Annotated in this window: 20 protein-coding genes; 8 read left to right on the top strand and 12 right to left on the bottom strand. The window is 44.2% G+C overall.

Annotated elements, in window-relative coordinates; translation table 11 throughout:
• Positions 1-9 precede the first annotated feature (9 nt).
• Both IKG78_RS09330 and IKG78_RS09325 read left to right on the top strand, forming a co-directional pair.
• Positions 10-3540, top strand: coding sequence for an AAA family ATPase (locus IKG78_RS09330; protein WP_290942647.1), 3531 nt, complete (start codon positions 10-12; stop codon positions 3538-3540).
• 58 nt (positions 3541-3598) lie between these two features.
• The gene (locus IKG78_RS09325) at positions 3599-5245 is read left to right on the top strand and encodes a hypothetical protein (protein WP_290942645.1); all 1647 of its coding nucleotides are present in this window, start codon (positions 3599-3601) and stop codon (positions 5243-5245) included.
• Between the two features lie 38 nt (positions 5246-5283).
• Here the strand turns inward: IKG78_RS09325 and IKG78_RS09320 are convergent, their stop codons facing one another.
• Positions 5284-6612, bottom strand: coding sequence for an AAA family ATPase (locus IKG78_RS09320; protein ID WP_290942643.1), 1329 nt, complete (start codon positions 6610-6612; stop codon positions 5284-5286).
• 647 nt (positions 6613-7259) lie between these two features.
• Between IKG78_RS09320 and IKG78_RS09315 the strand changes: the two genes are divergently transcribed.
• The 3 genes from IKG78_RS09315 to IKG78_RS09305 are packed head-to-tail and all read left to right on the top strand — an operon-like array spanning position 7260 to position 13785.
• Positions 7260-8414 carry a type I restriction enzyme HsdR N-terminal domain-containing protein gene (locus tag IKG78_RS09315; protein WP_290942641.1) on the top strand — a complete coding sequence of 385 codons (1155 nt, stop codon included), beginning with the start codon at positions 7260-7262 and terminating at the stop codon, positions 8412-8414.
• A 3-nt stretch (positions 8415-8417) separates the two neighbouring features.
• Positions 8418-9179, top strand: coding sequence for an ion transporter (locus tag IKG78_RS09310; protein WP_290942639.1), 762 nt, complete (start codon positions 8418-8420; stop codon positions 9177-9179).
• A 58-nt stretch (positions 9180-9237) separates the two neighbouring features.
• The gene (locus IKG78_RS09305; protein WP_290942637.1) at positions 9238-13785 is read left to right on the top strand and encodes a hypothetical protein; all 4548 of its coding nucleotides are present in this window, start codon (positions 9238-9240) and stop codon (positions 13783-13785) included.
• Between the two features lie 103 nt (positions 13786-13888).
• Here IKG78_RS09305 and IKG78_RS09300 read toward each other — a convergent pair whose 3' ends face one another.
• The 11 genes from IKG78_RS09300 to hisE form a co-directional block, all read right to left on the bottom strand.
• Positions 13889-14698, bottom strand: a complete 810-nt coding sequence (locus IKG78_RS09300; RefSeq protein WP_290942636.1) for a PD-(D/E)XK nuclease family transposase — start codon at positions 14696-14698, stop codon at positions 13889-13891.
• 21 nt (positions 14699-14719) lie between these two features.
• Positions 14720-14875 carry a hypothetical protein gene (locus tag IKG78_RS09295; RefSeq protein ID WP_290942635.1) on the bottom strand — a complete coding sequence of 52 codons (156 nt, stop codon included), beginning with the start codon at positions 14873-14875 and terminating at the stop codon, positions 14720-14722.
• A gap of 462 nt (positions 14876-15337) precedes the next feature.
• On the bottom strand, positions 15338-15958 hold the full coding sequence (locus IKG78_RS09290; RefSeq protein ID WP_290942634.1) for an OmpA family protein: 621 nt from the start codon (positions 15956-15958) through the stop codon (positions 15338-15340).
• Positions 15959-16124: 166 nt separating this feature from the next.
• Entirely contained in the window at positions 16125-17126 is a 1002-nt protein-coding gene (gene pyrC / locus IKG78_RS09285; RefSeq protein WP_290942633.1) for a dihydroorotase, read from the bottom strand.
• Positions 17127-17142: 16 nt separating this feature from the next.
• On the bottom strand, positions 17143-17976 hold the full coding sequence (locus IKG78_RS09280) for an ATP-binding cassette domain-containing protein (RefSeq protein WP_290942632.1): 834 nt from the start codon (positions 17974-17976) through the stop codon (positions 17143-17145).
• 9 nt (positions 17977-17985) lie between these two features.
• Positions 17986-18864 (bottom strand): ABC transporter permease, encoded by an 879-nt coding sequence (locus tag IKG78_RS09275; RefSeq protein ID WP_290942631.1) that lies wholly within the window; start codon positions 18862-18864, stop codon positions 17986-17988.
• Positions 18845-19495 carry a ribosome biogenesis GTP-binding protein YihA/YsxC gene (gene yihA / locus IKG78_RS09270; protein ID WP_290942630.1) on the bottom strand — a complete coding sequence of 217 codons (651 nt, stop codon included), beginning with the start codon at positions 19493-19495 and terminating at the stop codon, positions 18845-18847. The genes IKG78_RS09275 and yihA overlap by 20 nt, the downstream gene beginning before the upstream one ends.
• The gene (recR, locus tag IKG78_RS09265; protein ID WP_290942629.1) at positions 19492-20088 is read right to left on the bottom strand and encodes a recombination mediator RecR; all 597 of its coding nucleotides are present in this window, start codon (positions 20086-20088) and stop codon (positions 19492-19494) included. The genes yihA and recR overlap by 4 nt, the downstream gene beginning before the upstream one ends.
• Positions 20089-20098: 10 nt before the next feature.
• Positions 20099-21010, bottom strand: coding sequence for an EAL domain-containing protein (locus tag IKG78_RS09260; protein WP_290942628.1), 912 nt, complete (start codon positions 21008-21010; stop codon positions 20099-20101).
• A gap of 181 nt (positions 21011-21191) precedes the next feature.
• Positions 21192-22031 (bottom strand): ATP phosphoribosyltransferase, encoded by an 840-nt coding sequence (gene hisG / locus IKG78_RS09255; RefSeq protein ID WP_290942627.1) that lies wholly within the window; start codon positions 22029-22031, stop codon positions 21192-21194.
• Positions 22028-22288, bottom strand: a complete 261-nt coding sequence (gene hisE / locus IKG78_RS09250) for a phosphoribosyl-ATP diphosphatase (protein ID WP_290942626.1) — start codon at positions 22286-22288, stop codon at positions 22028-22030. The genes hisG and hisE overlap by 4 nt, the downstream gene beginning before the upstream one ends.
• Positions 22289-22683: 395 nt before the next feature.
• Here hisE and IKG78_RS09245 point away from each other — a divergent pair, with 395 nt between their 5' ends.
• From IKG78_RS09245 to IKG78_RS09235, 3 genes are all read left to right on the top strand, one after another.
• On the top strand, positions 22684-23988 hold the full coding sequence (locus IKG78_RS09245) for a hypothetical protein (RefSeq protein WP_290942625.1): 1305 nt from the start codon (positions 22684-22686) through the stop codon (positions 23986-23988).
• Positions 23985-24890 (top strand): hypothetical protein, encoded by a 906-nt coding sequence (locus IKG78_RS09240; protein ID WP_290942624.1) that lies wholly within the window; start codon positions 23985-23987, stop codon positions 24888-24890. The genes IKG78_RS09245 and IKG78_RS09240 overlap by 4 nt, the downstream gene beginning before the upstream one ends.
• A gap of 121 nt (positions 24891-25011) precedes the next feature.
• Positions 25012-26745 carry a hypothetical protein gene (locus tag IKG78_RS09235; RefSeq protein ID WP_290942623.1) on the top strand — a complete coding sequence of 578 codons (1734 nt, stop codon included), beginning with the start codon at positions 25012-25014 and terminating at the stop codon, positions 26743-26745.
• The last annotated feature ends 69 nt before the right edge of the window (positions 26746-26814 follow it).

Raw genomic sequence — 26814 nt, 5'->3', positions numbered from 1 at the left:
GGTGGGATTATGAAGATTAAAAAGATTGAATTTTGCAATATCAATTCCCTTGCGGGCGAATGGACCATTGACTTTGAAAGTCCTGAATTTGCGAAGAGCGGCATGTTCTGCATTTCGGGCCCGACGGGTTCTGGCAAAACGTCTATCCTTGATGCGATTTGCCTTGGGCTTTACGGCAAGACTCCGCGACTGGATGCCATTGTTGGCGATTCCAATGAAGTGATGACTTACGGCACCAAGAACTGTTGTGCGAAGGTGACTTTTGAATGCCGTGGCAGCGTGTATTCCGCTTGCTGGAAGCAACACCGTGCACCGAAAACGAATAAACTCCAAAAATATACGTGGGTATTGGTCAATGAAACAACGGGTTCGACAGAAGCGTCGTTCTCGAAACAGTCCGAAATCGAAGCGACGATGACTAGCGTGATCGGACTTGACTTTGACCAGTTCACCAAATCGATGATGCTTGCTCAAGGTGAATTCAACAAGTTCTTGAAATGCAAAGAAAATGAACGTGCCGCTATTCTTGAAAAATTGACGGGCGATATCATTTATAGAAAAATAGCCGTTGCGGTTCATGATTTGTTTGCGGATGTCGACAAGGCCGTCGAAAATCTGAAAAATAAAATGAGCGGCGTGACTTTGCTTAGCGAAGAAGAAATTGCGGAACTCCGTACGAATATTGATAACGCCACGACGCAAAAGAAAAAGCTGAACGACGACGTGGAGCGGTTCCTCTATATTTGCACATGGTTTGAAAATCTGCATGGTCTAGAATCGCATTTGCAAACGGCAAAAAAACAGCTGGAAGAGGCTGAACGTGAAAAGGCGAATTTCGAGCCGAACCGCGAAAAGCTGGAACGTGCGTTGCGTGCGCAAGAAGTGGAAACTTCGTATGCGGAATACAAATCTAATCGCGAGAATTTTGACCGCATGAAATCGCAGCTAGAAACTTGCAAGGCGAAGCTTCCCGAAACGGAATCGAATCTTGAAAATGCTTCAAAGGAAAATGCTGAAAAGCAGACCGCTTTTGAAAAATGCAAGGCGGATTATGCCGCGAACGAAACGGTTTGGGAACAAGTTTCTGCTCTTGATGGCGATATTCGAAATGCTAGTGTGCAGCTGAAAGGCATGGAAGCCGATGTCTCGAAAATTGCGACAGAAATGAACACGCTCCAGTCCAATATTGATGATAAGGACAAGCGTATTTCTGAAAACAAACAGGCTTTAGAAAAAGTCGAAAAATACATTGCCGATAACGCAAAAGACGAGACTATTGACGGCGCACTTCCGCTTTTGAAATCTCAAGTTACTGAATGGAATACTGAAAATGCAAATGTTTCAACGGAATCGAAAAAGCTGGAAACGCTGAAGAAATCCTTGCAAGAATTTGATGGTGCATGCGAACGCCAAAAGCAGGATTTGCAACTGTTGCAGGATTACTTGGTTGAACATAAGGCTGATGCAAATCTCGTAAATATTTTGCCTGAAATGAATGGCTATGCCGTCGAGGCCGCTAACCATCATAAAGAATCGGTTCGCCTGCAAAAAGAAATCGAATCCAAAAAGGAACTGCTCGAAAACATTCAAAAAGAACGCGAAGCCGCATTAGCCGAGTTGGCAACACTTCAAAATGACAAGGAATCGATTATTCAAGAAGATATTCCTGTGGTCGTCGAGGAACTGCGTCGCAATTTGAAAGCTGGTGAACCTTGCCCTGTTTGCGGCTCGTTGGAACACGTCTCTTGCAAAGAATCTGCGAAAATTGAAAACGGCGCAGACCGCTTGAATGATTTTGCAGCCAAGTTGCGTAAAATCAACAGTGAAATGGAAAAAGTCCAACGCACGATGGATGCTTTCTCGACGCAGTTGCAAAATTACGAAGATGTAATTTGTGAATTTACTCAAAAACAGCAAAGCGAGACTGAATCCGAACAGGAATCGTTGAAACTTCTGAACGAAAAACTTGTGCCGTGGGGTAAGCTTGCGACAGTAGAATCTATCCGTTCGATTTTGGATGAATTGCAAACGTTTAAAACAACATATTTGCAGAAAAAAGAAAATGCAGACGCTTTGCAAGGCGAAGTGAATCAGGCTTCCGTAAAACGTGCGAAGCTTGAAAGTGATGTGAATATTGCTGAAGATTCGTTGAAAAAATCGCAAGATAGACTGCAACAGCTTTCGGAAAAAATTGAAGTTGTTTTTGCGAAGTGGTTCTCGAATGTCCGCATGGAAAATGCAGATGCTTTGCTTCTCGAATTGGAAAAGAAAAACGATTATTGGAAAAAGGCTCAAGAAAAGAAGAATAAAGTCGAGAATAATCTGGAAACGTTCCGTTCGAATAAAGTCCAATTGCAGGAAACATTCACGCAGACGCAGTCTCGATTGAACGAAACGAAGAGCAAATGCGATGAAATGCGAGGCTGCTTAACCTCGCTTGATGCAAACCGTAAAAAAATCTTTGGCGAAAAGTCTGTCGATGAAGAACGCAACAAGGCACGAACGCTTCGTGATGCTGCCGAAAGCGAAATGAATAAAGCACAACGCAAGGAACAGCAAATGCGCGAAGCGAAAGTGGCTCTCGATAAATCCATTGCGGATTTGGAAAGCCATATCGCAGAAACGGAGCCGAAACTTGCCCAATCGCAGTCGCTGTTCCTCGAAAATCTTGCGTCGAAAAATTTTGCGAACGAACAAGAATTCGCGGCGGCGAAACTCCCGGAAACCGAACGCAAATCGCTCCAGCAATTGCAAAAGAAGGTCGATGACGCTTTGACTTCTGCTCAAGCGGCCATCAAGAGTTGCAGCGACCAGTTGGCGGATCATCAGCAAAAGCGTAATTTCGAAGAGTCCGAAGACGTGGCTAAGCAGAATCGCGACACCGCGAAAGCGAAACTGAACGAATGCACCGTGAATCTCGCCACTTGGACAGAGCAAAAGAAGAACGATGATTTGCTCCGTCAAAAGTTCAGCGACATGCAGGCCGAACTTGAAACGCTCAAGGCGAAACGCGGCGACTGGGAACAAATGCAACGCTGGTTTAACGGCAACAGGCTTGAAACGGGCAATGGCGACGTTTTCGTCAAGTTCATCCAGACGATTACATTGCGTAATTTGTTGAAAATTGCGAACGGCTATTTGCACGACATGTTCCCGCGATACGAAATGGTGGCTGAAACCAATACGCTCAACATCCAACTTGTCGATCACGATAACAGCGATGCCGTGCGTCCGATTGATAACATCTCCGGCGGCGAAGGCTTCCTCGTGAGTCTCTCTTTGGCTCTTGGCATCTCGACGCTTGCGAGCCGCAATGTTCGCATTGATTCTATGTTCCTTGACGAAGGATTCGGAACGCTCGATTCCAAGATACTCCAGGAAACTGTCGTCGTGCTCCAGAAAATGCAGCAAGAAAAAGGCAAACTTCTGGGAGTCATTACGCACGTGGATTTGGTCAAGAGCGAACTGAACGGAACTCGTATCGAAGTTACGCCTTGCGGTGGCCGCAGCGTCCTCAGCGGTGCCGGCGTTTGCAAGTAGCTGGCCTTGCACGCTTTAAAATTAACTATAATATTGTCAGACATTTCAGGGGCATATTATGGATTTTAAACGCGTTGTTAAAAGTGCTTGGTCGAACGGACTTGCTAAAAAACTCTTGATCCTGCTGGGCGTATCCCTGATAATTTTTGTCATTGGTGTTTTCCTTGGATCTTGGGTGCTTGGCGAAAAGACGCTCGGTTGGAAAGGCTTTTTGTCGGGCTACGTCGTTTTTGCGGTGCTGTTTATCAGCGTCATGATTAACGTATTCAAGAGTACGGCGGAATCGATGCGTAAAGGCGAAAAGCATTGCGACGTTCACGGCCACGTGCTTGTGCTTGGCGCAGGTCATCAGCTCAAGAGCATCTTGCGTGCACTCAAGGGCGATAGCCGCACGATTGTTGTCGTGAGCCGTCGCGATATTGACGGGCGTTTTATCCATTACAAAAAAGATTACGAAAGCGAAGAGGATTTGCTGTTTGCCGGGGTGCTTTTGGCAAGCCAGATTCTTGTGATTGGCGAAGACGGCCCGGAACGCGATTCGCGTAACTTGCATTGCGTCGAGGTGCTGCAAAGCGTTTGCGAAAAAGCCCCTCGCGACATCCATTGCCATTTGTTGCTGACGGAACCCTCGACATCCGAAGTGCTATGGTATCTGAAATCCGTTGAACAGGACAAGGGGCATTTGCTGGTCGATGTTTTTAACGAATACGAGTTCATGTCGGAACAGTTGCTTGTGGGCACGGACTTTCTGCCTGCGATTCGCGAAGCCGATAACGAACGATTGCATGTCGTGCTGATTGGCACGGGCCCGATTGCCCAAGCCGTTGCTTTTTCCGTCGTGAACATCTGCCATTATCCGAATTACAAACGAACGAATCTAAAAACGTGCATCACGTTTGTCGATGAAGATTGCGAAAAGTGGGTCGATCGTCTGGTTGTTTCTCGCATGGGACTCTTCAGGCTCTCGAAATACACCTACGTCGATACGAATGGGAACAAAGTCACGCATGAACCGGAAACCGCCCGTGGCGACTATCTCGATGTTGAATGGAACTTTGTCGATGCCTATTGCGAAGCGGACCTCGCACGAAACTATATCGCAGGCCTTGCCGCAAACCCCAAAGAACGCCTCGTCGTGTGCATTTGTAAGGAAGATACATCCAAGGCGATTTCGACGCTGGTGCATTTGCCGCGTGCCGTTTATGACAAAGCGGATATTGCCGTCTATTGGCGTGAATCGAACGATGAAATCATCAAGCACATCAACGAAAGCGGAATGTACGGCTACGTCCGCATCATGGGCGACATCGACGAAATGAAAGAATTCGTGCATTCCAAACGCGTGGAACGCGGCCAGCGTGCAAACTACGTCCACGAACGCAACACGCACCCGGCGACTCGCGAAACCGAAGAAAAAATGTGGTACCGCCTGAGCGAAGCTGACAAAACCGCCGCCATCTACTGCGCAAACGCATTGCCCCTCCGCAAACGCTGTTTCGACGTGACCGACGACGATTACCTGTTCCGCGAAGCCGAACACCGCCGCTGGATGATGTCCATGCTCCTGATGGGCTACCGCTCCGGCCCCACCGATGCAAGAACCTTCACGCACCAAGACATCGTCCCCTTCGACCGCCTCCCCGAAGAATTGAAAAGCAAAGATTCATACGTCCTCGAAAACGCGGACTACATCATGAACGGGTAGGGTGGGTGTCATCCTATTTGGAGCGAGGCAGGCGATTCCTATTTCACGAACTTTTCAAGAGCTGCACCGTAATTCTTTTCACGAATTTGCGTCAAGGCTGTCTGCTCGCATTTGTTCCGCTTGAGTTCAATAATCAATGCCGGCACATTCGGCACGTAAGGGATTAGGATCACGTCGGCAATGCCCTTGCCTGCAGGACATTCTTTAATTATTGTGTATTTCAAGTTGGCGTAGAAATATGCAAGGCAAATGACTGCTTGGAACGTTCCTTCGTTATTGTAGTTGAGGTTGTTGCAAATTTGTTCATGAGCCTTGTCTAGTGCAGCAGCGACTGCTTCGGATTCCATTTCGACTGTACTTTGTATAAGCTGTTTTGAAGCATTCACCAGTTCCATTACGCCTTTGTAATCAGGAGCGTTACGAATAGAGGCAATCCATTGCTCTCGTACTTCGCGATTGGGAATGTAACACTGTTTTTCTGTTCTGTCGTATGCCAAATAACCTAAATGTATAAGGTATGCAAAAACATCGTCTTTAGAATGAAAATCGACCATGGTGTTCAGATAAAAATCTACATCAACATCTACACGTCCACCACCGATCATAAACTTTACGTCTTGCAAGATTCCTTCAAAATCCATCAAGATGTAATTTTTGAGAGCCTCGTAAGAACCTGTCTGCGTCCAATAACTTTCAATTTCACTGCTATCGACAGCCTCCACGATGGACTTCGGATTGTATATTTCAATACCATTGATGTTGTAACCGTCGTACCAGCGTTTACATTCTTCGAAATTTACGTTGTGTTCTCTGCACAAAGCTTGCACTTCGTCCGCTGTAAACCCGACAAATTCTGCCAAACGCCCGGAACCAGCCATGGTGTATTCCTTGAATACATTCAACTTAGATTGCTCTTTGTCACGCACAATGGGCAAAATTCCCGTGAGGTAGGCAAGAGCAATTGCCGGTGCGAGGTCTGCGTTTTTGAACATGGCGTTTAGGAACGCAAGGTACGATTTGAAAATTGGTTCCTTCACTTTTTCGCGAACGAGAACATCGTATTCATCCATGATGATGATGAATTGTTCGCCAGTAGCAGCATAGACTTTCTCGATGCAATCTGGCATTATATCGCCATCTTCTATGCCGACATTTGGGAACTGCTGTTGCAATTCTTTTCGAATCTTGGCTGTAAAAACGGGAACAATGTCGGTATCAGGCGGGTTTGCAGAGAATACGGCATTTACATCCAGCTTTATTACGTTAAATTTGTTGAGATTTTTTTCGAAGCTCGGATCTTTTGCAATTTTCAAGTCTTTGAACAGTTCGCGACTGTCGCAACCTTTGCTGAAATACGCCGAAAGCATGTTTTCAAATGTATATTAAAGTTTTAATGCTGCCAATATAACGGCTTGCACGGCCCTTTTTTAGCTTGATTCTCACCCGTGTTAGTGAGTTTGCCTTTTCCGGCTTTTCACACACATTCTTTGTCATTGCGAGGCTCCTGTAAGGGGACGCGGCAATCTCTAATAATTCATATTTTACGCTTTTGGCAAAATTTTGGTGTTTGATATCTTACACTTTTGACAACTTTTTGTCGGGAATCGCCCTTTTGATTGCGTTCAGTATGTGCGTTTCTCCCGAAAATTGCTTTCTTTTGCAACTTTTTTGCTCACATAACCCTTTTTTGTGCTATTTTTATGTTGAAATGGTCTGCGATTGCTGACTAAAAATTTTTGTATAAAAAGAGGCTTTTATAAGGTAACCAATTTTTAGACATTTCTTGAGCTTTGCTCCTTGTTCTCCAAATCGAAATCAGCAAATTTCAAAAACCCGAGAGAAGGATGCGAACGCTCACGTCCAGTAATGGGCGTGGGTTGTTTGTGTTTATCGGGTATAGGTATGCTGAACCTCGATTTGGGTAAACATAGACAGAACCCACGTCTTTTTTTATGGAGTTCTTCTTGTCAAGGGCATTGTAAGAAATGCTTAAAATTTTGAGCAAGGAGATAACATGAAAAATCTGAACGCACTGCTAGAACAATACAAGACTCTTTCCATTGCGAAGGAAATTCGTGATGAGGAATCAGTAAAGATGTATCTTATTCGCCCTATGATCGAAAAAGTGTGGGGCTATGATTGGGGGGCTGGTGCAGTACATTACAAAACTGAAGTTGAATTGCCGCAAATCGGTTCCAAAGTCAATCATTCGCGTTGTGATTTCTTACTCAAAACAGCAAGTTTTGATGTTGTTATTGAAGCGAAGGCTGCTGGTGAGTCTGTTGATGATCCTAAACATATTGCGGAAACAGCATCTTATGTATTGAATCTCCATGCCGAAATAGGAATTCTTACCAATGGAAAAGTGTGGTGTTTCTTTTTGGCGGATGACAAGAATGTCATGGAAAAGACTCCGTTCAAGCGAATTGAATTTGATAAAATCACGGATGACGAAAAGAAGTTTTTCTTGATTCTTAAAAGACCTGGCAATGATCTTGAAAAAATCCGTGCTGAATACGAAGAAGGTCGCAAAAAAGCAAAAGAACAGGAACTTCTTGAAAAAATTGAAAATATCATTATTGAAAAACGCAAGACTATTTCGATTGAAGCGAAAAAAGAAATTATCAAAATTGTCGAACCAGATTGTACACAGGTCAGTGCTCAGAAGTTGGCTTATTATGAAAATTTCTTTGGTGCTGCTTTGATGGGTATCGCTGAACGAGAAAAAAACAAATATCGCAAAGAAGTTGAAGAGGAAATGTCTCGTTATGTGAATAGAATTGAAACAGAAGAGTTGGCAATTTTTAACATGGTGCTCGGATTGCTTGCAGATGAGTATGATACTTCGCTTATCAAGATGAGCGATTTTGATTCTGGCATACTTGCCAAAATTCATTTTAATGGACCAAACTCTGGACAACCGATTCTTTGGATCAGTGGTAAAATTGTCAATAACAAATATCGTTTTGACGGAGTCTGTTTTCCGTTACCGAATGGAAGGCAAGGTGAATTGATTCCTTTGTTAAATCCTACTGACATTCTTAATTTGAGAAATAAAATTCGTGAAGAAGCGAGAATCAGTTTTGTTGGGCCTCGATTTAAGAATGCGAAGATAACGGAATCAAATTCTGTTTCTTCAGAACCAGAATCGGCAACGGAAACTAATTAAATTATGCAAAACATAGTCGAGTCAAGAATTTTTCGCAGAGCTGTTTTTGGAGTAATTCTTTTTAATGCAGTTATCTTGGGTTTGGAAACTTCTCCTCAAATCATGTTACGTGTAGGAAGAGTTCTTGATGTTCTTGACAAATTTTGTCTTGGATTTTTTGTTATCGAACTGATTTGCAGATTGATTGCCTATAGGACAAGTTTTTTCAAATCTGGTTGGAATATTTTTGATTTTGCAATAATTGTATGTTCTTTGATTACGACAATTGATGCTGTATCGAGTATGCGAGTGGTACGTTTATTCAGGGAACTTCAGGCGGTTCGGCTTATTAGCAGCCTCAAAACAATGCAGATTATTGTGAACGCTATTTTGAAATCTATTCCAAGTCTTGCTTATACAACTTGTCTGATGCTTGTGTTGTATTATGTCTATGCTGTAATCGGAGTAAGTCTGTTTTGTGAAACGCATCCTGAAGAATTTGGAAGTTTGCCTTTGACTATGCTTACTCTGTTTCAGTTGATGACTTTTGACGGTTGGGCAACGGATTTGATGCGACCGATGATGGAACTACATCCATGTTGCTGGATTTATTTTGTCTCTTTTGTTATTTTAAGTGCGATTTTGATGCTGAATATTGTTGTTGGAATAGCTGTCAATTTTGTAAGTGATGCGTATTCAGAGAGAATGACTTCACAAAAGAAACCGTTGAAGCAAATTGCTGAAATTGAATCGTTGTTGAAAAATCTTAAAGAATCTTTAAAATGACATATTATGTCGTTAATGAAATTTAAATTATGGGGATGCTTAATAAGAGAGGTACTATATGAAAAAAGAATCTCTAAATAAAAAAATGTACGGAATTTCAATTTCTGTGCTTGTTCTCTTCGTAGCTGTGTTGGCGTCGTTGTCAGCTGCAGCTCCTTCGATTTGGAAGGGAGACAAGGATACGACTTGGTATGTAGAAAGTGCTCAGGCATTTAACTTGACAACAGCCGAAGAATTAGCAGGACTTGCATATTTAGTCAATAATGGAAAAACCTTTCAAGGAAAAACGATTACCTTGGGTGCTGATATTTTCCTCAACGATACAACGGGTGCTGGAAATGAAACTTGGAATGCAAAAGAAAAATTTGTGTGGACTCCGATTGGAACGCAATCAAATCCGTTTAAAGGTGAATTTGATGGACTTGCAGGAAAAAAGAATCGCAAGATTTATGGGCTTTATATAAATGATACTACCAAAACTCGCATAGGGCTGTTTGGATATACAGAGGGCGTAAAAATCAGTAATTTAGATTTGTTGGTTGGAAAAATAGTGGGTGGAAATACCGTTGGGGCGTTGGTGGGTAATGCAAGTAATGGTTCTGTAGAAAATGTGCATAGTGAATTAGATGTATCTGGAAAAAATTGGGTTGGTGGCCTCATTGGGTGGTCAACGAGTTCAATTACGGACTGTGTAGTAAAGGCTTCTGTTGTTGGACAAGATACAATTGGTGGACTTGCTGGTTATTCAAGCAAGACTGTGAAAAATTCGAGCCATTCTGAAGGAAATGTAAAAGGTGGTAATTATGTTGGTGGGTTGATAGGACTTTCTAATTATGCAACACCGAGTTCTATAGATGTATTGTATATAGAAAACTCTTATTCTATTGGTTCCGTAGAAGGTTATTCTTTTGTTGGAGGGCTAATTGGGGCAGATATTTCAAGCGGAAATGGATCCAGTAATAAAAAGATTATTTTCAAATCATATTCTGAAGGCTTGGTAAACGGAAAGAGTAATGTTGGTGGCTTTATCGGGTCAATTATTAGTGCTGGCAATTATATTTCATATGTAACAATTGACTCTTGTAGTCACAATAAAGGTAATGTTATTGCTGATTCAATATATGTAGGTGGGTTATTGGGCTATGCATCTAATGCAGACATGCTTATAAAAAATTCCAGCCATGAAATTGGCCTAGTGAAAGGATCAAAATATGTTGGTGGGCTGATTGGATTTCATTATGCGCCAAGAGATTCTATAAGTAATAGTTTTGCTAATGGGGATGTATATGGGGATGATTTTACTGGGGGTCTTGTAGGTTATTCAATCTCGTTAATTAAAGAATCTTATCATAAGGGTAATATTGTTGGTAACAATAATGTAGGCGGATTGGCTGGTTATGGATATCGTGTTGAAAAATCTTTTCATAAAGGATCTGTGCAAGGGAAAAATAACACAGGAGGATTGATTGGACAAGCGTATAATGTTTTTGATTCTTTTTCAGAAGGAAATGTAATCGGCGAATCTTACGTCGGAGGGCTTGTTGGCTTTTCTGAAGGAAATGTAGTTAGGACTCATGTTTTAGGAAATATTGTCGGTAATAAAAATTATGTTGGAGGATTAGTCGGTTATTCTCTTTATAGTGGATCGGGCCAGGTGACCATATCCACTGCGGAGGATTCATATGTAAATGGAAATGTAAGCGGAGCTAATTATGTTGGTGGACTAGTTGGATTCGATTCAATCAATGGAATGTCGCCAGATTTGCAGATATCAAAACCTATTTTGCGATCGTTCTTTGATGGATCGGTAAAAGGACATAATTACGTCGGTGGAATTGCAGGAAAAATAAATGGAGGCTTTTCAGGAAATGCTTCTGGTTCAGGTATTAATTTCTATATGAGATCCGTATATCATACAAATGGCGAAATTTATGGAGATTCTAATTATGTTGGCGGTATTGTCGGTTACACTTTTGGATTGATTTTTGATTCGTATACATTGTCTAATGTAGTGATAGGTAAGGATACCATAGGAGGTATCGCAGGTTTTTGTCGTAGAAATATTGTAAATGCGTATTCAAACGGTATTGTCAAAGGCGTTAATATTGTCGGTGGTTTGGCTGGTTATGTTAATTCTATAACAAGCTCCTATTTTGTCGGCGATTCTGTTACAGGTGTCTATCAAGTGGGAGGCCTTGTCGGTGTCGCTAATGGTAATGTAGATTCTTCTTTTTCGATTGCAAATGTCAAAGGCGACGATAATGTTGGCGGTTTAATAGGAAGTTCTTATGGAAATATCTCTTATTCCTATGCAGCGGGTGATGTGATTGGTGATGTAAATAATTCTAGTGCTGGTAACGACAACTTAGGAGGTCTTGTTGGTTACGTTTATAAAGGCTCTATTTCAAAGTCTTTGGCTACGGGCGATGTTAGTGGAACGACAAAATTGGGAGGACTTGTTGGACGATTTGATGGAATAGGAATTTCTCAGAGTTATGCTCAAGGTAATGTTATGGGTTCATTTTATGGTGACCCTATCGATGAAGTGGGAAACTTCTATATCGGAGGCTTAATTGGTTATGGAAAGGGCTCTATTTCTGAAACATACGTAAGCGGTTCGGTTAAGGGTATTGAAGAAGGTCCCGTTTATACGGGATGTATTGTAGGCTATGTAAATGGTTCTATGGAAATAACGGATTCTTATTTTGATAGTGGAAAATGCAATCTTCCTTTTGAAGGTAAAACAGGAATAGCTGCGATTTCCAATACTCCGGCTCAAGCGTCAGCAGCAATGCAGACTGTTTCGACATACAAAAATTGGGATTTTATAGACACATGGAAAATTATTGATGAATCTTATCCGAAATTACAGTGGTATTCTAGTTCACTTGCTGAAGCTGTTATAGAAACAGCTTTGCTTAGTGGTTTTGTCTATGATGGCAAAGAAAAGACTCCTGCCGTAAAATCGGTAAAATTGTATGGCTCTGTTTTGGATGCTGAAACGGATTATACAATTTTTTATCAAGGCAATGTCAATGCAGGAACTGCTTCAATCAATGTGTGTGGAAATGGCGAATACTCTGGTTGCAAGGTTGTTCCGTTCAAGATTTCTCCGGTTGCAGTTAAGCTTTCCATTGCTGCAATTGATAACCAAATCTATAGTGGCGATTCCATAAGGCCAACTATTTCTGTGCTAGTGGCGGATACTGTGGTTAGTTTGTCGAGTTATCGCCTGACATTCTCCAATAATGTCAATGCTGGTAAGGCTTCTGTCCAAGTAACTCTTACAGGAAATTTTTCTGGTTCTGCAAAGGCGAATTTTGTTATAGAAAAAGCTAAGCCTATTATTAAAACACTGCCAACGGCTCAGGATATTTATTATGGTCAAACTCTTAAAAAATCAATACTTAAAGAAGGCGTTGCTAGCGTAGATGGTTCATTTGCTTGGTCCAAATCAGATGTTATTCCCGAACCAGAAAATAAGGGCTATGAAATCATGTTTACGCCATCAGATATGAATAATTACTTGGTTGTTAAAGATACAATTCATTTGACTGTAAAGAAATGCGTTGTTGTATTTACTTATGGTAAAGATACGTTGCAAGTGGATTCCTTGATGTATGGTGAAATTCCTCAATTTGACGGAGAAATATCAAGAAAAGCGACTGCTCAATATATTTATACTTTTAAAGCCTGGTCTCCTAAAATTGTTGGTGCAACGGGGAGCGATTCTTATGTAGCTATTTTCGATAGCACGCTTCAAAAATACACTATTAGTTTCTTTAGTGATGATAGCCTTCTTCAATCTTCGAAATATGGATATGGAGATACCCCTTCATTAAAGTCTTCTAATCCGAAGAAAAAAATGAGCGAAGGTTATTCATATAAATTCAAAGGGTGGTCTCCTCAAATTGCAACTGTAACCGAAGATGCTGAATACAAAGCTGTATATGATAGCACTATTCGTAGTTATACGGTAACATTTATGAATGGAGAATCGACTTTATCAACGATGACCGTTGAATATGGAAAGGTCCCTGAATATACAGGGAAACCGACTAAGAAGAGTACCGAAAAATACAGATATAATTTTGTTGGGTGGAATCCCAAGGTTGCTGCTATTACAGGTAATACGCAGTATCAGGCTGTTTATGATAGCGTTCTTCAATCGTATGTTGTAACATTCTTTAATGGTACGACTGTGTTGCAGAAAGATACGCTTTCTTATGGGGTTACCCCGAAATATAAAGGAAAAACACCTACAAAAAAATCCTCAAAAACATATTCATACAAGTTTAAGGAATGGTCGCCAAAAATTGTGACGGTAACAAAAACTGCTACTTATACGGCGGTTTTTGATAGCACAAAGCTTACGGGAATTTTTGAAAGCCATTTTGCAAGTTCGGGTTTGTCTGTTAGAACGCTGGCTCGTTCCATTCAAATTTTTGCTGCACCGATTGGCTCAAGGTATGTTATCTCTGATTTGCAAGGCCGTGTATTGAAGAAAGGCCGAGTGGAGACTGCTAATTTCAATATTACAATGCCTCAGTCGGGTATATACTTAGTGTGTATCGGGAATGATTTGCGAAAAGTGACGATAAGATAGTAGTCTTTTTCTTAGGAAAGAAAGGGCGGAGTTTTAAACTCCGCTCTTTCTGTATAAATCTCTTGCATAATTTGGCGTGTATGCTTTTATTCAAATGCATTCTTTACAGCTTGCGGATTTCTTCTTCAGAGAGTCCTGATCTGCGGATAATGATTTCCATCGGGACTCCGTCGTCGCGCAGTCCTTTCGCCATTTCACGGGCTTTCTTCAATTCGCCTTCGGCAAATCCGATTTCATGTTCAGCCATCAAGTCCGTCACGTTTTTAACCTCGCAGTTGAAAAGTTGCACTTTGTGCAATCCTATGGCGGCTCGGTCATGAGAATCTGCAAGCAGTTCTCGCGACGCTCGCCTTAAAAGGCTTTCCTCTGCAAAATTAATCAATTTTACCGAGTCAAGCAACCTCTTGAACGTTTCATTCTGCATAATCTTTTCGGGAACGGGTTCTTCGTTGATTGTTACCTTGATGGCACGGAGCCACTGTGCGGCTTCGGAGCAGTCGTTCGTGGAGATCCCTTTTTCTTCGAGCCTGAAAAACTTCTCGATTTCGACAAAAATCTTCTGAATTTTCGGGAAGAACTTCCTTCCGTTGCACATTTCATCGACGTGATGGATGTACTTCTGCGGTTCTTCCGGGAAAAGCGTAAAATCCAAAAGTCCGAGGAAGTAGATGCGCGGCAATTCGTACTTTTCGCTTGTATGCACCTGATTTTCAATGACACGGGACGTATAGTATTCCACGCGGTCGCGGTAGAAGTCGTCGCCCTGCTGCTGAACCTCAACCAATACCTTTTCGCCAGCGTTGGTCGTGCCGATAATATCCACGATGCAGTCCTTCTTGCAGAAAACTCCGGGGAACTCCTGCATTTCAAGCGAGATTTCCTTAATCGCATCGCCATCGTGGAGGTCGAGCATCGCGTTGACCCTTCGACAGGCTCAGGGACCTAAAGAAATCGGTTGCTGAGCTTGTCGAAGCATAAAAATGCCGTCGCTGAGGATGTAGGCGTAGTTGTAAATTTCCTGGTACTTGAGAAGGTTCTTCTTATCGATTTCCATTGCCCTGAGCAAGGAATAATGTTGTGCACGATTCATTTGAATCTCCGATTTTAAGTTGTAATGTAAAACCTCGGTCGCCGTCAGGCAATCGCTTGCAAATTTTTCAATGACTCGGTTTTAACGTCCGCCAATTCTATGGCAGACGGTGCTCTACGTTGATAGCCACGGAGCCGGTTCCCCGCAGGGCAACTGTCTCGATTCGATGTGTTGTCGGCACAGCAAAGGGAAACGACCTCAAGCAGATAGTGGAACTTCCTGCCCTGAATAGTACTGAGTCGAGAGTCGCAGTTTCAAGCTTGCTTGAAACTATGACCGAGACTATGATACGGACGCCAACGGCGTCATTTTCTCGGTGTCGGCAGGATTAATGCAATCTACGGGAATAATATACCACTATCCAAACGGTGGTGCAAGAGGGCAAGTTGCGGCGGATTACCAAACAAAAAAATGCCCCGCTTCGAGAGCGGGGCGTTTCAAGCACTTACGCGTTTATCCGAATTACTGGATGCGGATGTTCACGCGGCGGTATTCGTCCTTGGTGTCGAACTTGAACTTCTTGAACATGCGCTTGCCGTACCACTTGGCGGTAATCTTCGAAGCCGGGATGTACTTCGCGATTTCGGCCTTGACGTTTTCGGCGCGGCGCTGGGAGAGTTCGTCGTTGAACGGTACAGAGCCGAGGTCGCAGGTGTAGCCTTCGACGAGGAGAGTTGCTTCCTGGTTGGTCTGGCCATACTTGGAGGCGAGCGATGCGATGATGGCACGGCCTTCGCTGCTGAGTTCGGCGCTGGCGAGTTCGAAGAGGCTGCTCACGTTCGGGAACATAATCGAGCTTGCCTGGCCTTTTTCGACCTTGTCAAATGCGTCCTTGAGGTATGCATCGACTTCGGCACGGGTGGTCAAGTAAACGTTGGAGTTGTTCTTGATTGCCGCGAACTTGGAGAAGTCAAACGGAGCTGGCTTTTCCGGTTCCGGTGCAGGTGCCGGGGCTTCGACTTTTACGGGTTCAGGCTGCTTGACTGGAACGGGTTTTTCTTCTTTTTTGTCACCGCAGGCAACGAGAACTGCAAGGCTGAGAGCTACCGGAAGAAAACGGCCAACTGTTTTTACCAAACTCATTATAAAACCTCCGATTGGAAAAAATTGGTATATGCGTTTAACGCAAATCTGTTGAATTGCTTTTTTAATATAAGTAAAAAAAACAAATAAGGGAAAAAAATCTGTTTTTTATCTGCAAAAAAGTTTTTCAAACCGGCAAAACGTGGCAAAATAAGGCAAAAAAGCTTTATTTCACCTTCCAATCGAGCGTTTGCCCTGCGGCAAGCGGCACAACTCCGTTTACTATAGTGGGCACGGTCCACTTTTCACGGACGACTTCGATTTGCTTAGCGGTTCGCGGGAGATGGTAAAAATCGGCGCCGAAGCCTGCGATAAAGTCGGAGAGCTTGTCGAGAGCACCTGCGCGTTCAAATTCCTGCACCAAAAGCGGGATGGCGACAGGGGCGCTATAGACTCCGGCGGCTCCGCAGGGGCATTCCTTTTTGCCTTGCTGGTGCGGTGCGGAATCGGTGCCGAGGAAGAACTTCGGGTTTCCGCTGAATGCGGCTTCGCGGATGGCCTTGCGGTCTTCGGGGCGCTTGGGGAGCGGCTTGCAGAAATGGTGCGGACGGAGAGCATCGCCAACGATATCGTCCAACGTCATCATCAGGTGGTGTACCGTGAATGTGGCGGCGACGTTTGCGGGGAGTCGTTTTACCGCTTCGACGGACTTGGCGCTGCTCAAATGCTCAAAGACGATGCGGAGCTTCGGGAACTTTTCGGCGAGCGTCTCGACTCGCTTGATGAACGCTGGTTCGCGGTCGAGGCAGAATTCGCCGGGTTCTTCGCCGTGGACGCACAGTACGAGTCCCAACTTTTCCATCATTGCGACAACGGGGAATACCGCTTCGAAATCGCTGATGCCGTCCGCGCTGTTTGTCGTGACGCCTGCTGGGTAGTACTTTCCGGCGACGACTCCTACGGCCATCATGTCCTTCAAGTCCTGTTCCGTGTAATTCGGGTTCAGCTTGAACGTCATGAGCGGCTCAAAATCCGGGCGCACAGGGGCGGCGGCTTCGAGAATCTGCTTCTTGTATTCTGCAATCGCTTTCGCGCTCGTCATGGCGGGGACGGTGTTCGGCATGATGATGGCGCGGCCAAATTGGGCTACGAGATCGCGGACGTAGCCTGGCATGAGTTCGCCTTGGCGCAAATGGGCATGAAAATCGTCGGGTAACGGTAAGAACATAGTTTGTACAAAAATCCTAGAAGAAACTTGGTGTAGTTTGTAAATCGCGGAACTGTTCCTTTGAAATTTCGTTGTCCGAATGGAGCCAGTAGTCAAAGGAATGCGGATCGGTCAGTTTTTTGTTGTCAAGGAATACGAGATTGCAGTCCAGTTCTTTGGCAATCAAAAGGTCGTGCGTGACGATGATGATAGAAGTCTTGAACATGGTTCGCATGTTGTCAATCAACGGCAGCAGGTTACGGCGGTTGTAATTGTCAAGGCCTGCGGTCGGTTCGTCCATCAACAATAGCTTCGGGTCCATGGCCCAGGAACGTGCGATGGCGACGCGTTTTTGCATGCCCACGCTCAGCTGGTGTGGAAACATCGTCGCAAAATTGCGGACGCGCATCAAGTCCATGGCCATGGTGACCTTTTTCATAATCTCGTCGTTGGAACCCATTCTGTGGTAGCGGAGCGGCAGCGCAATGTTGTCAATAACTCTCAAGTTCGAGATGAGGGCCGCGTTCTGGAGAACGTAGCCGACTTGACGCTTGGCGACTTCAAGCGCGGTGAGGCGTTCTGCGGGGATGTATTCGCCAAAGTAATAGATGTGGCCCCTGTGCGGGCGTGCAAGCCCTGCGATCATGCGGAGAATGGCACTTTTCCCTTTGCCGGATGGTCCGCCGATGCAAATCGTTTCGCCCAGCTTTAATGTGAGGTTCGCTCCTGCGATGAGCGACTTGTCATTGTTGTTGATGTTTGCTTTTATATTTTCGAAATAACTGACGGATCTGGGAACCGAAAATGGAGTTCCGGAAAGTTCGTTTGTAGAAAGATAAATATCTTCAAGTCTCAGCGCTTCGTCTAACATGGTTCTACCTTAAATCATCGTTGAAAGGTTTTGCATGTAACCGATAAAGTAGAATGCCGAGAGTGCAACATCGGCCAAAACAACGTAGAGAAAGGACGAGATGACGGAACGCGATGTCGCCTTGGGCACTTGGCGGATATCCCTTTGGATATTCAATGCTTGATAGCAGGCGTTTGTCGTAATGATGATGCCGAAAATAAGCGGCTTTATGATGGCAAAAATAAAATCCGGGACGGTGAGCGCTTTTAAAATTTCAGTGGAGAGGTAGTGCCAAGTGATTTGCACGTTGGGCGCGTTTCCTGTGATGAATATGATTCCTTTAGTGACGAGGAAACCAAATCCGATTGCGCTTGAACTGAAGATGATATACATGATGACTGTTGCGATGGAGCCGCCGATGACGCTTGGCATGACAAGATAACGGATCGGATTGATGCCCATGGTTGCAAGTGCATCCACTTCGGAATTGATGACCATGCCGCCGATGTAGGTGGTGAGCGAGGAACCGGTTCGACCTGCGATGAGGAACGCCGTGATAATCGGCCCCAGTTCGCGAATGATGGTCACTACTAAGAGGTTACCGACAAAGTCTGACATGCCCATCTTGCCCATGAGGGAGATGACTTCGATAATGGTAACCGTTCCGAACAACGTTGCAACAGTGAACAAGGGAGGGAATATTTCGATACCCGTAAAGAACGTTTGCAGAATGATGTTTCTGGAATCGGTTTTGAAATTGTGGTTGCTTGCAAAAATGGAGGCTATTGAGCGCAAGAATAAGGTGATAAGCTGCCCTATTCTTCGCTTTAAGATAAATAAGCCGATGGAATGGAATACCCGCCCAATCGGAGTCATCTTTTGCCAGTTTTTAAGTTGCTGATCTTGCATCCCTGTTTATCGCTTCCAAAATTTCAGTCCAAAGTTCATCGAGTCCAAATTTTTTGAGCGCGCTTACGCAAAGCGGCTTATGGTCCAAATCCAGCCGTTGCTGAATGTCTTTCAGCCCTTTGGCGAGTTCGGACTGGTTCACCTTGTCACGTTTGCTGGCGACGATCAAAACGGGGCAACCCGTTGCACGGATGTTTTCGACTGTTTCGATGTCGATGGGCGTTCCTCCGTGGCGGATATCTACGAGGTAGATGAGCCCTTTGAGGTCTTGACACCTTTCGACGTATTCTCGAATAAAGTCGGACATCTGGTCGCGTTTCGCATTATTGACTTTGGCGAACCCTACACCTGGTAAATCTACAAGAAAAAATTCATCATTGACTTTGAAAAAATTAATTTCACGCGTTTTTCCGGGGGTAGAACTGACTTTTACGAGTTTTTTCTGGCCCATGAGCGCGTTCATGAGGGAGGACTTGCCCACGTTGGAGCGTCCGAGGAACGCAATTTGCGGGAGACGTTCTTCGGGGAGCCCTTTGAGGCTCACTGCTGCCTTGACGAATTTTGCCGAGCGGATGGTGTAGCCGCCCACTTCGATAGGAGCCTGATGAATGTTCTTGTCTTTTGTACTCATAAGGAAACTCTCCCTTCGAATGCGCGAAGCATGGTGACTTCGTCGATGAATTCCAGGTCGCTTCCCATGGGGATGCCACGGGCGAGGCGGGTGCGTTTGACGTTCACGCCATCAAGCATGCGGTCGATCATGAGGGCGGTGCTGTCAGCTTCGGGGCTAGAGCCTAACGCAAGGACAAGCTCTTCTATGTTTTCCGCTTTGATGCGTTCCACGAGCTGGGGCAGGTGGAGTGCTTCGGGGCCGATTCCGTCAAGTGGGGAGATTACGCCGCCAAGGACAAAGTAAAGTCCTTTATGGACGGACGAACGCTCGAATGGTAAAATGTCGGAATTTTTTTCGACGACGCAAATGGATTTGGCGCCTTCGCGTGCCCTGCAAGTGGGGCAGATTTCTTCGTCCGTGAAGGCGTGGCAACGCGGGCACGGGTGGACTTTCTCGGCGGCCTGCATCAAACTGTCGGCAAATCGTTCCACGTCGCCTTTCTTGCGTGATAGCATGTGGTAGGCGAGGCGGCGAGCCGTCTTCAAGCCGATTCCTGGAAGGGAGGCGAATTCGGAAATCAGATTTTCCAAGCTTTGCGGTTCGACGTTCATGGACTATGCCCTATTCATCGCTTAAGCGTGCGTTTATTTGTGTACTCTTGAAATCGTGTTCAAAGAGTGTGCCGAGGCGTGCGTAAAGCATGAGCATCAGCCATTCCTGAATCTTTTTCATGCCAATCCAGACGATGGCTTCTTTTGCCGTTTCGATGGCGGGCTTGCCTCGCATGTCCGAATTCACGAATTGCAAAAGATTTGTACAAAGGTCAGGGAACTTGTCCAGCTCTTCACAGAGCTTTTCAAGGGGCGGGCGCGTGAGCAACAGCTGGATGATTTGCAAGATGGCTGCCGATTCCGGGTCGATTTTCTGCCCCGTCACGAGTTCCGGTTTTGCAAAGAGAAAACCTTGGAAGTAGTCGTAACCGGCTTCTTTGCAGCGGTTGAACGTCTCTTCGTCTTCGACTTTTTCGGCAAGAATCTTGATGTTCTTTTCCTTGAAGTACATTGCAGCTTGCATTGTCGCTTCGGACGTGTTGTCTGCGAGGTCTATCTTCACGTACGAGACGTACTTGAACAGAGGCTCGAATCGGCTGATGAATTCGTCGTTCATGATAAAGTCGTCAAGGGCTATTTCAAAACCGCAAGACTTGTAATGCTCTATCGCGCGGACGAGCATCTTATCGACTTTAACGTCTTCGAGAATTTCGAGAACGTAGCAGTTTGGATTCAAAAGTCCGAACAAATTGTCGAGGAGCATTTCTCGGCTGCAATTGACAAAAGCCTTGTTGCCGCCGACAATGCGTTCGATGCCGATGCTGTTGAGGACGTTCTCTAGCACTTGGGCCGTCGCTTGCACATCGCTTGAAATGATGGCGGTATCGCTTTTAGGCGAATCGCGGAATAGCAATTCGTACGCGAAGATTTTACCCTCGCGGTCAAGAATCGGTTGTCGTGCCAAGTAAGCTAGAGATTGCATGGGCTGTAGACGGTAGGAAGTAGACAGTAGGCAGTGTGGTTTGTTTGAGGCGAGTGGTTAGTTGCTGATTTATCAGTCATGTGTCGCGATAGGCATACACAATTTCAATTGCAAATGCAATTTTCTTTGCAATCCTGTCTACTGACTACTAACCACTGCCTACTGAATTTAACGCGGAGCGTTAAATTCTTGCGCTTTCGATGCCGAACAGGAGGATGCTCCTTGCGCCTGTGTCCCAGAGCTTGTCCATGATGGCGTTGGCTTCTTCACGTGGCACCATGGCCTTCACGGAGTACCATTCGCGACCGTGGAGCTTTGTCACCGTCGGGGCATCGAGACCCGGAGTCATTTCGCAAGCCTTCGAGAGAAGTTCGGAGGGGCAGTCGTACTCGATCATCATGTACGTCTGCGCGACGAGCTTGCCTTGGATGCGGCGGATGAGCGTGTTGACTTCTTCGAGTTCGGTCTTCTGTGGGTTGCAGAAAATGGCGGCGTTAGAGCGGAACAGCGGTTCGCCAATGATGCGAAGCCCTGCCTGCTTGAGCGTTGTGCCTGTTTCGACCACATCGACAATTGCGTTTGCGACACCGAGGCTCACGGAAATTTCGACAGCGCCTTCGAGCACTACGAAGTCCATCTTCTTCTTGTAGTAGCTTTCCACGATGTTCGGGAAGCTCGTCGCGATGGTGGAGTCCTTCAGTTCTGCAAGGCTCTGGATGGGGCTTTCGTTCGGGACGGCTGCACAAAGCTTGGAGGCTCCGAAGGGGAGGTCGAGCACCTTTACGGCAGGGCTTTTGGCTTCGGCGTTGAAGTCGATGCCCGTAATGCCAGCGTCGATGATGCCGCGACCCACGTACATCGGGATGTCGCTCGGACGCAAAAAGAAGAACTCGATGCCGTTCTTGGAGTCGATTTGGGTCAAAGTCTTGTAGGGCTTGGATGCCTTGTAGCCGCAAGCTTTCAACAGTTCTTGTGTCGGCTCAAAGAGCATGCCCTTGTTTGGGAGAGCTACCTTAATCATAGTTTCTTATACACTTCTTCGAGGGTGAGACCTTTTTCTGCCATCATGACGGCAACATAGTAGAGCACTTGAGAAAGTTCCAGGCACTGGGCGTCACGCGATTCAAAGCGGGCGGCCATCCAGCTTTCGGCGGCTTCTTCGACGAGTTTCTTGCCGATGCCGTGCGGACCCTTCTTGAAAAGTTCCGTGGTGCCCTTGCCTTCTGGCATTTCTTTCTTGCGCTGGCAAGCCAGTGCGTACATTTCTTCAAACGTCATTTTTGACCTCTTTAGTTTTACATGGCAAAGATAGAAATTTGCGATGGGGCTTGTCATGACGGTTTTCGCTTTGATATTGCGTTTGGACGGTCAGAATCAAGAAAAAGAGGTGCCGTGCGTTAGTTGTGGTCTGCGATGCTTCATCCGATCTTTTTTTCTGTAATTGAAAATTTTTAGGCTTGCTTTGTCGATGTAACTTGAAATGAACTTCGCTTTTGGTGGTTATAATGCATTTTATGAAATTATCTGTATTTTTGTGATATGATTGTTGCATTTGTTGTAAAATGATTTTATTGTAAAATAAATTTTTCTATAATTTATTTGAAAAGTACTTATTTTGTCGTTTTTTTAATTATCTTTTTATACGACAACTTCTTTTATAAGGGGAAATTTGTATGGTAAAAAAATTTGTCTTTTATGCTTTAGCTATGTGGGGCTTTGTTCAAGCAGCTTCACTGTGTCCAGATTGCAGTGTCTCAAGTGCGATGTCGGTTCAATTAACCCCATCGGCGTTGAGCAAGAATAATCAATCCGTGAATCTTGTCGCGACGCTTCAGTGCCCGAATAATACTTTATTTTGGTCTTTTGGTGGATATACTATTGACTGGGGTGATAGTCACGACGAAAAAGATAAAACACATGCTGGATATGATGATGTTTATTATAGGTGCTATACTCTTAATAAAGGTAAGAATTGTAGCCCTAAACCAGAAGATTGGCGTAGAAATAACATGTCTTCAATGACGCGAATTTCAGCTTCGCATACTTATGCTAAACCTGGTGATTACACGATAACGATAAGTTTAACGATGATGCAAAAAGGTAATGATTTCAGTGTAAATCAATGCTCTAATGCACAACATTCTACGTTGACGACCCATGTTACCACGTATAGCACGAGAATCCAGAGTAGTGTCCCCCCAACCCCAAGTGTGCCTATAGATTATTGTGCTATTCCTAAAACGTACTCTCTTTTTTCAACGGCAAATCTTTCTTTGAACGACCGAGTGACTTGTACGAAAAAGGACGCAAGCAAATCACTGTGTAAGATTGGTGTTGAAAAGAATTTTACAATTGGAGTATCGGGGCAGACTGATGAAGTTCATGTAAATGGGAAAGCGACTCTGAGAAATAGATCTGTCATACATTCTGGTTTATGGGCGAAAACGATTGAACAACAGGATGGTGCGTCTTACACTAAAAAAGGAACGACAACTACATTTGATGCAAAAACTTCTGTAAAATCAGTCTCTTATGCGAATGGATCCGTAGTTATTGAAGCGAAAAAAACGAAATCCTTTGAACCTGGAACCTATGGAGATGTGGCAATTCGCAAAGATGGTGTTTTGGAACTGAGTTCTGACGGTGTGTATTTTTTCCGTTCCCTTATGTTTGAATATGGCAGTGTGTTGAAAATTAAAGGCTCTGGCGTGAAAGAAATTTATACAAATTCTTTTACATTCCGTGGTCAACAACAAGGTGCTAATGCGTCAAAACTTCTTGTTGGCGTAACTGGGAGTTCTACGGTATTTGTTGAAAATGCATTTACAGGATCTGTTTGGGCTCCTAATGCTCCTATTGTAATAGGACAATACCATTATAAGACATTCACTGGCTCTTATTTGGGTAAAGGAATCACTATTCATCAAGATTCTAAAATTAACTATGTTGAATTTACTAAAAATGGAGAATGCAAATGAAACGGCTCTCAATCGCTCTAGTATTATTTTCCCTCTTATGCTCTTGTAGCGAAGACAATTCATCTAGTGCCGTATATTCAACGGGAAAAGTTCCTGGATTGAATGAACATCCGTCTGAAATGGCTCTTCGCCTGCATGAAGATTGTAGCGAATTTCAAATGGATTCTATCTTATCCGCAATTTTGCAAAAAAGCGGTTTGGAATTGCTAAAAAATAGTCACACCGGTTGTGTTTCTCTTGACATGTGGGCTTATGATTTGGGCTTGAATGCAATTCCCAAATATAGCCAATCTTATGGAAATTCAATGTCTCAGGAATGGTTGACTCGAGTAAATCGCGTGAACATGTTCGATTACTTGCTTAATACGGGTAATGCGGATTCTGTGATTATTTATTTAGTTGAAAATGGACTGGATTCTATTGCACGAGAAAGTGATTTGATGGAATTGGCTATGTTGGCTGATGACACTGTTATTGTTCGATATACATTAGAACATGGATATCCGGTTAATGGTGAAACTGTATTCCTTGCTATAGAATCTGCAGGAAAAGATGGAAACCATAGTCGTTATTGGTATGAAACTTTAGTAAAACAAGTGGAAAACATTAACGACGTTCGTATGTCGGGTGCAAATCATGACTCTCCATCTGTTCTAGAGGATTTTTGTTTTGGGAAGGGCCTCTTTGCAACAACGATGGTCGGCCAACTTGATGAAAACGATCAACTCTATATTTTCCAAGATTTGATAAGGAGAGGGTATTCCGTAAATAAACAACGCGAGCACTCTGATGAAACAGCATTGGCTGCTTGTAATTATGGTAAGGATACGCAGACGGCATTACAAAAGAAATTCTCTGATATTTTGATTGCGTCTGGAGCGGATGTATCTTTAGTTAAATAAATAATTGCATTATAAAATATGACGGCAAATGCAAAAAGCATTTTGCCGTTTTTTTTTTGGGGGGGGGCAATCTTCTGCAAAATGGGATAACAATGCGAAAATAAAATGTATATTCGTTATTATGAGTTGCTTTAAGTTTTCGCATGTTCCTTTGACGGGCCTGTTCGTGGCTTGCGTGCTCTCTGCGTCTTTGGCGTGGGCTAATCCTGCTGTTGCTGCGAAACAAGAATCATCTGGTTCTTCGAAAAACTACAAGATGGAGAAAATCATTTACACGGATAAAGCTCTCCATGCGACAACTCTTGATGGTGTATCGAAAATCCGTTCCAACAACGATGCCGAAGTTTATTCCGCCGGCGAACGCTATTTCCCGGTGATGCTTGTGGAAACCGCTGATTTCAAGGCGTTGGATTCTGCTTTTATTGCAAGGATGTTCAACGAAGAAGGCTTCAAGGAAAACGGTGTCTATGGCAGCATTCGCGATTACTTTATAGAAAGCTCCGGCGGAAAATTCAAACCGACGTTTGACATTTATCCGATAAAACTTCCTAAAAATTTTAGCGAATACAATAGCGATAGCAAATTTATTTTGCCATCCATAGACCTAATGGTCGAACGCAGCGACTTTAAAGCCCGGGCGAACAAGTACGAAAAGGTAATCCCGTTTGTCATATTGCATCCTACTTCCAAGGAACAGGCGAGCAAATTTAATAGTAATTTTTTTAACCACATGTTTAATTTAAAAAATAGTGCAGGTAAGGTTTATTCGAAAAATGGTTATAGTTTTAATAATTATGCATTTGTCTCTCAGAAAGCCGAAAATAAACCGAACGCGACAAGTACAAAAGATGTTGCCATGCTTGGAGCCTTCATTCATGAGTTTAGCCACGTTATAGGCCTTTCGGATTTATACAGTGCGGATGCGAATGGCTATGCGACGATTGGCCCTTTGCCGTATGACGTGATGGCCCTTGGACTTCGCAACGGGAACGGCGGCTATCCGCCTACGTTTTCTGCTTTTGAACGCGAAGCGATGGGCTGGCTCAAGCCGACAGAAATTGCGAATAACGATAGCGTCTATGAATTGAAAAATCTCTCTAAAATGCAGGCGTACGCCGTTTCGAATCCGAATAACAGGAATGAATACTTTATCATTGAATACCGCCCTGCGGTCGGTTTTGATTCTAAAATCGGGAGTTCTTCTTATAGCGGAAAGCAAGGGAAAAATGGTGTTTTGATTTGGTACATTGATTACGATGCTCGTGCATTTGCAAGCAATGATCCTAATAGAAATCAGAGTCACCAGCGTGTTGAGGTGAGGACGGTATTGACTAAAAATCAGGAATCTTTTACTGATTTTGAATTTGTTAATAATGTGGACAAATCTTCGATTAACGGTATTTTTAACTTGGTCTTCGATGGAAATGATCGAGTGTGTTTTACGGTAAACCGTTCCAAGTCGCTTGACAAATGCCCCGAAAATGAGGCCGAGTCAAGTTCGTCTGCAGTCGAGCCTCATTCGTCAAGTTCCTTTGCTCAATCAAGCGCTACCGTTTCGAGTTCATCTGTGGAATTTCCGAAGTCTTCAAGTTCCTCTAGCGGTTCGCTGTCGCTTGTGCAGAATTCTGTTCCTAAAGTACAGATGCGTTCGTCTCACGGAATGCTGGAAGTCCATGTTCCGGTTGCCGGTGAAAAGACGCTTCGCTTTTACGATGTTCTTGGGAATGTTATTCGTGCCGTTTCGTTTGAAAAACAGTTTGTTTCGATTGATATTTCTGGGCAAAATCGTTCCGCCTTTGTGATGCTTGATGTGGGCGGAAAGCGGTTGCTTGCTAAACAAGTAAAGTTTCGTTAAGGGGTGTCCGCTATAACACGGAGTTAATTATATTTCTAATGGATGGATTGCAAGGCGTTGCCATCGCGC

This window comes from Fibrobacter sp., from assembly GCF_017545445.1.
Taxonomy (GTDB): Bacteria; Fibrobacterota; Fibrobacteria; order Fibrobacterales; family Fibrobacteraceae; genus Fibrobacter.
Note: the sequence above shows the minus strand (reverse complement) of the source record. Positions and strands in the feature narration are given on the sequence as shown.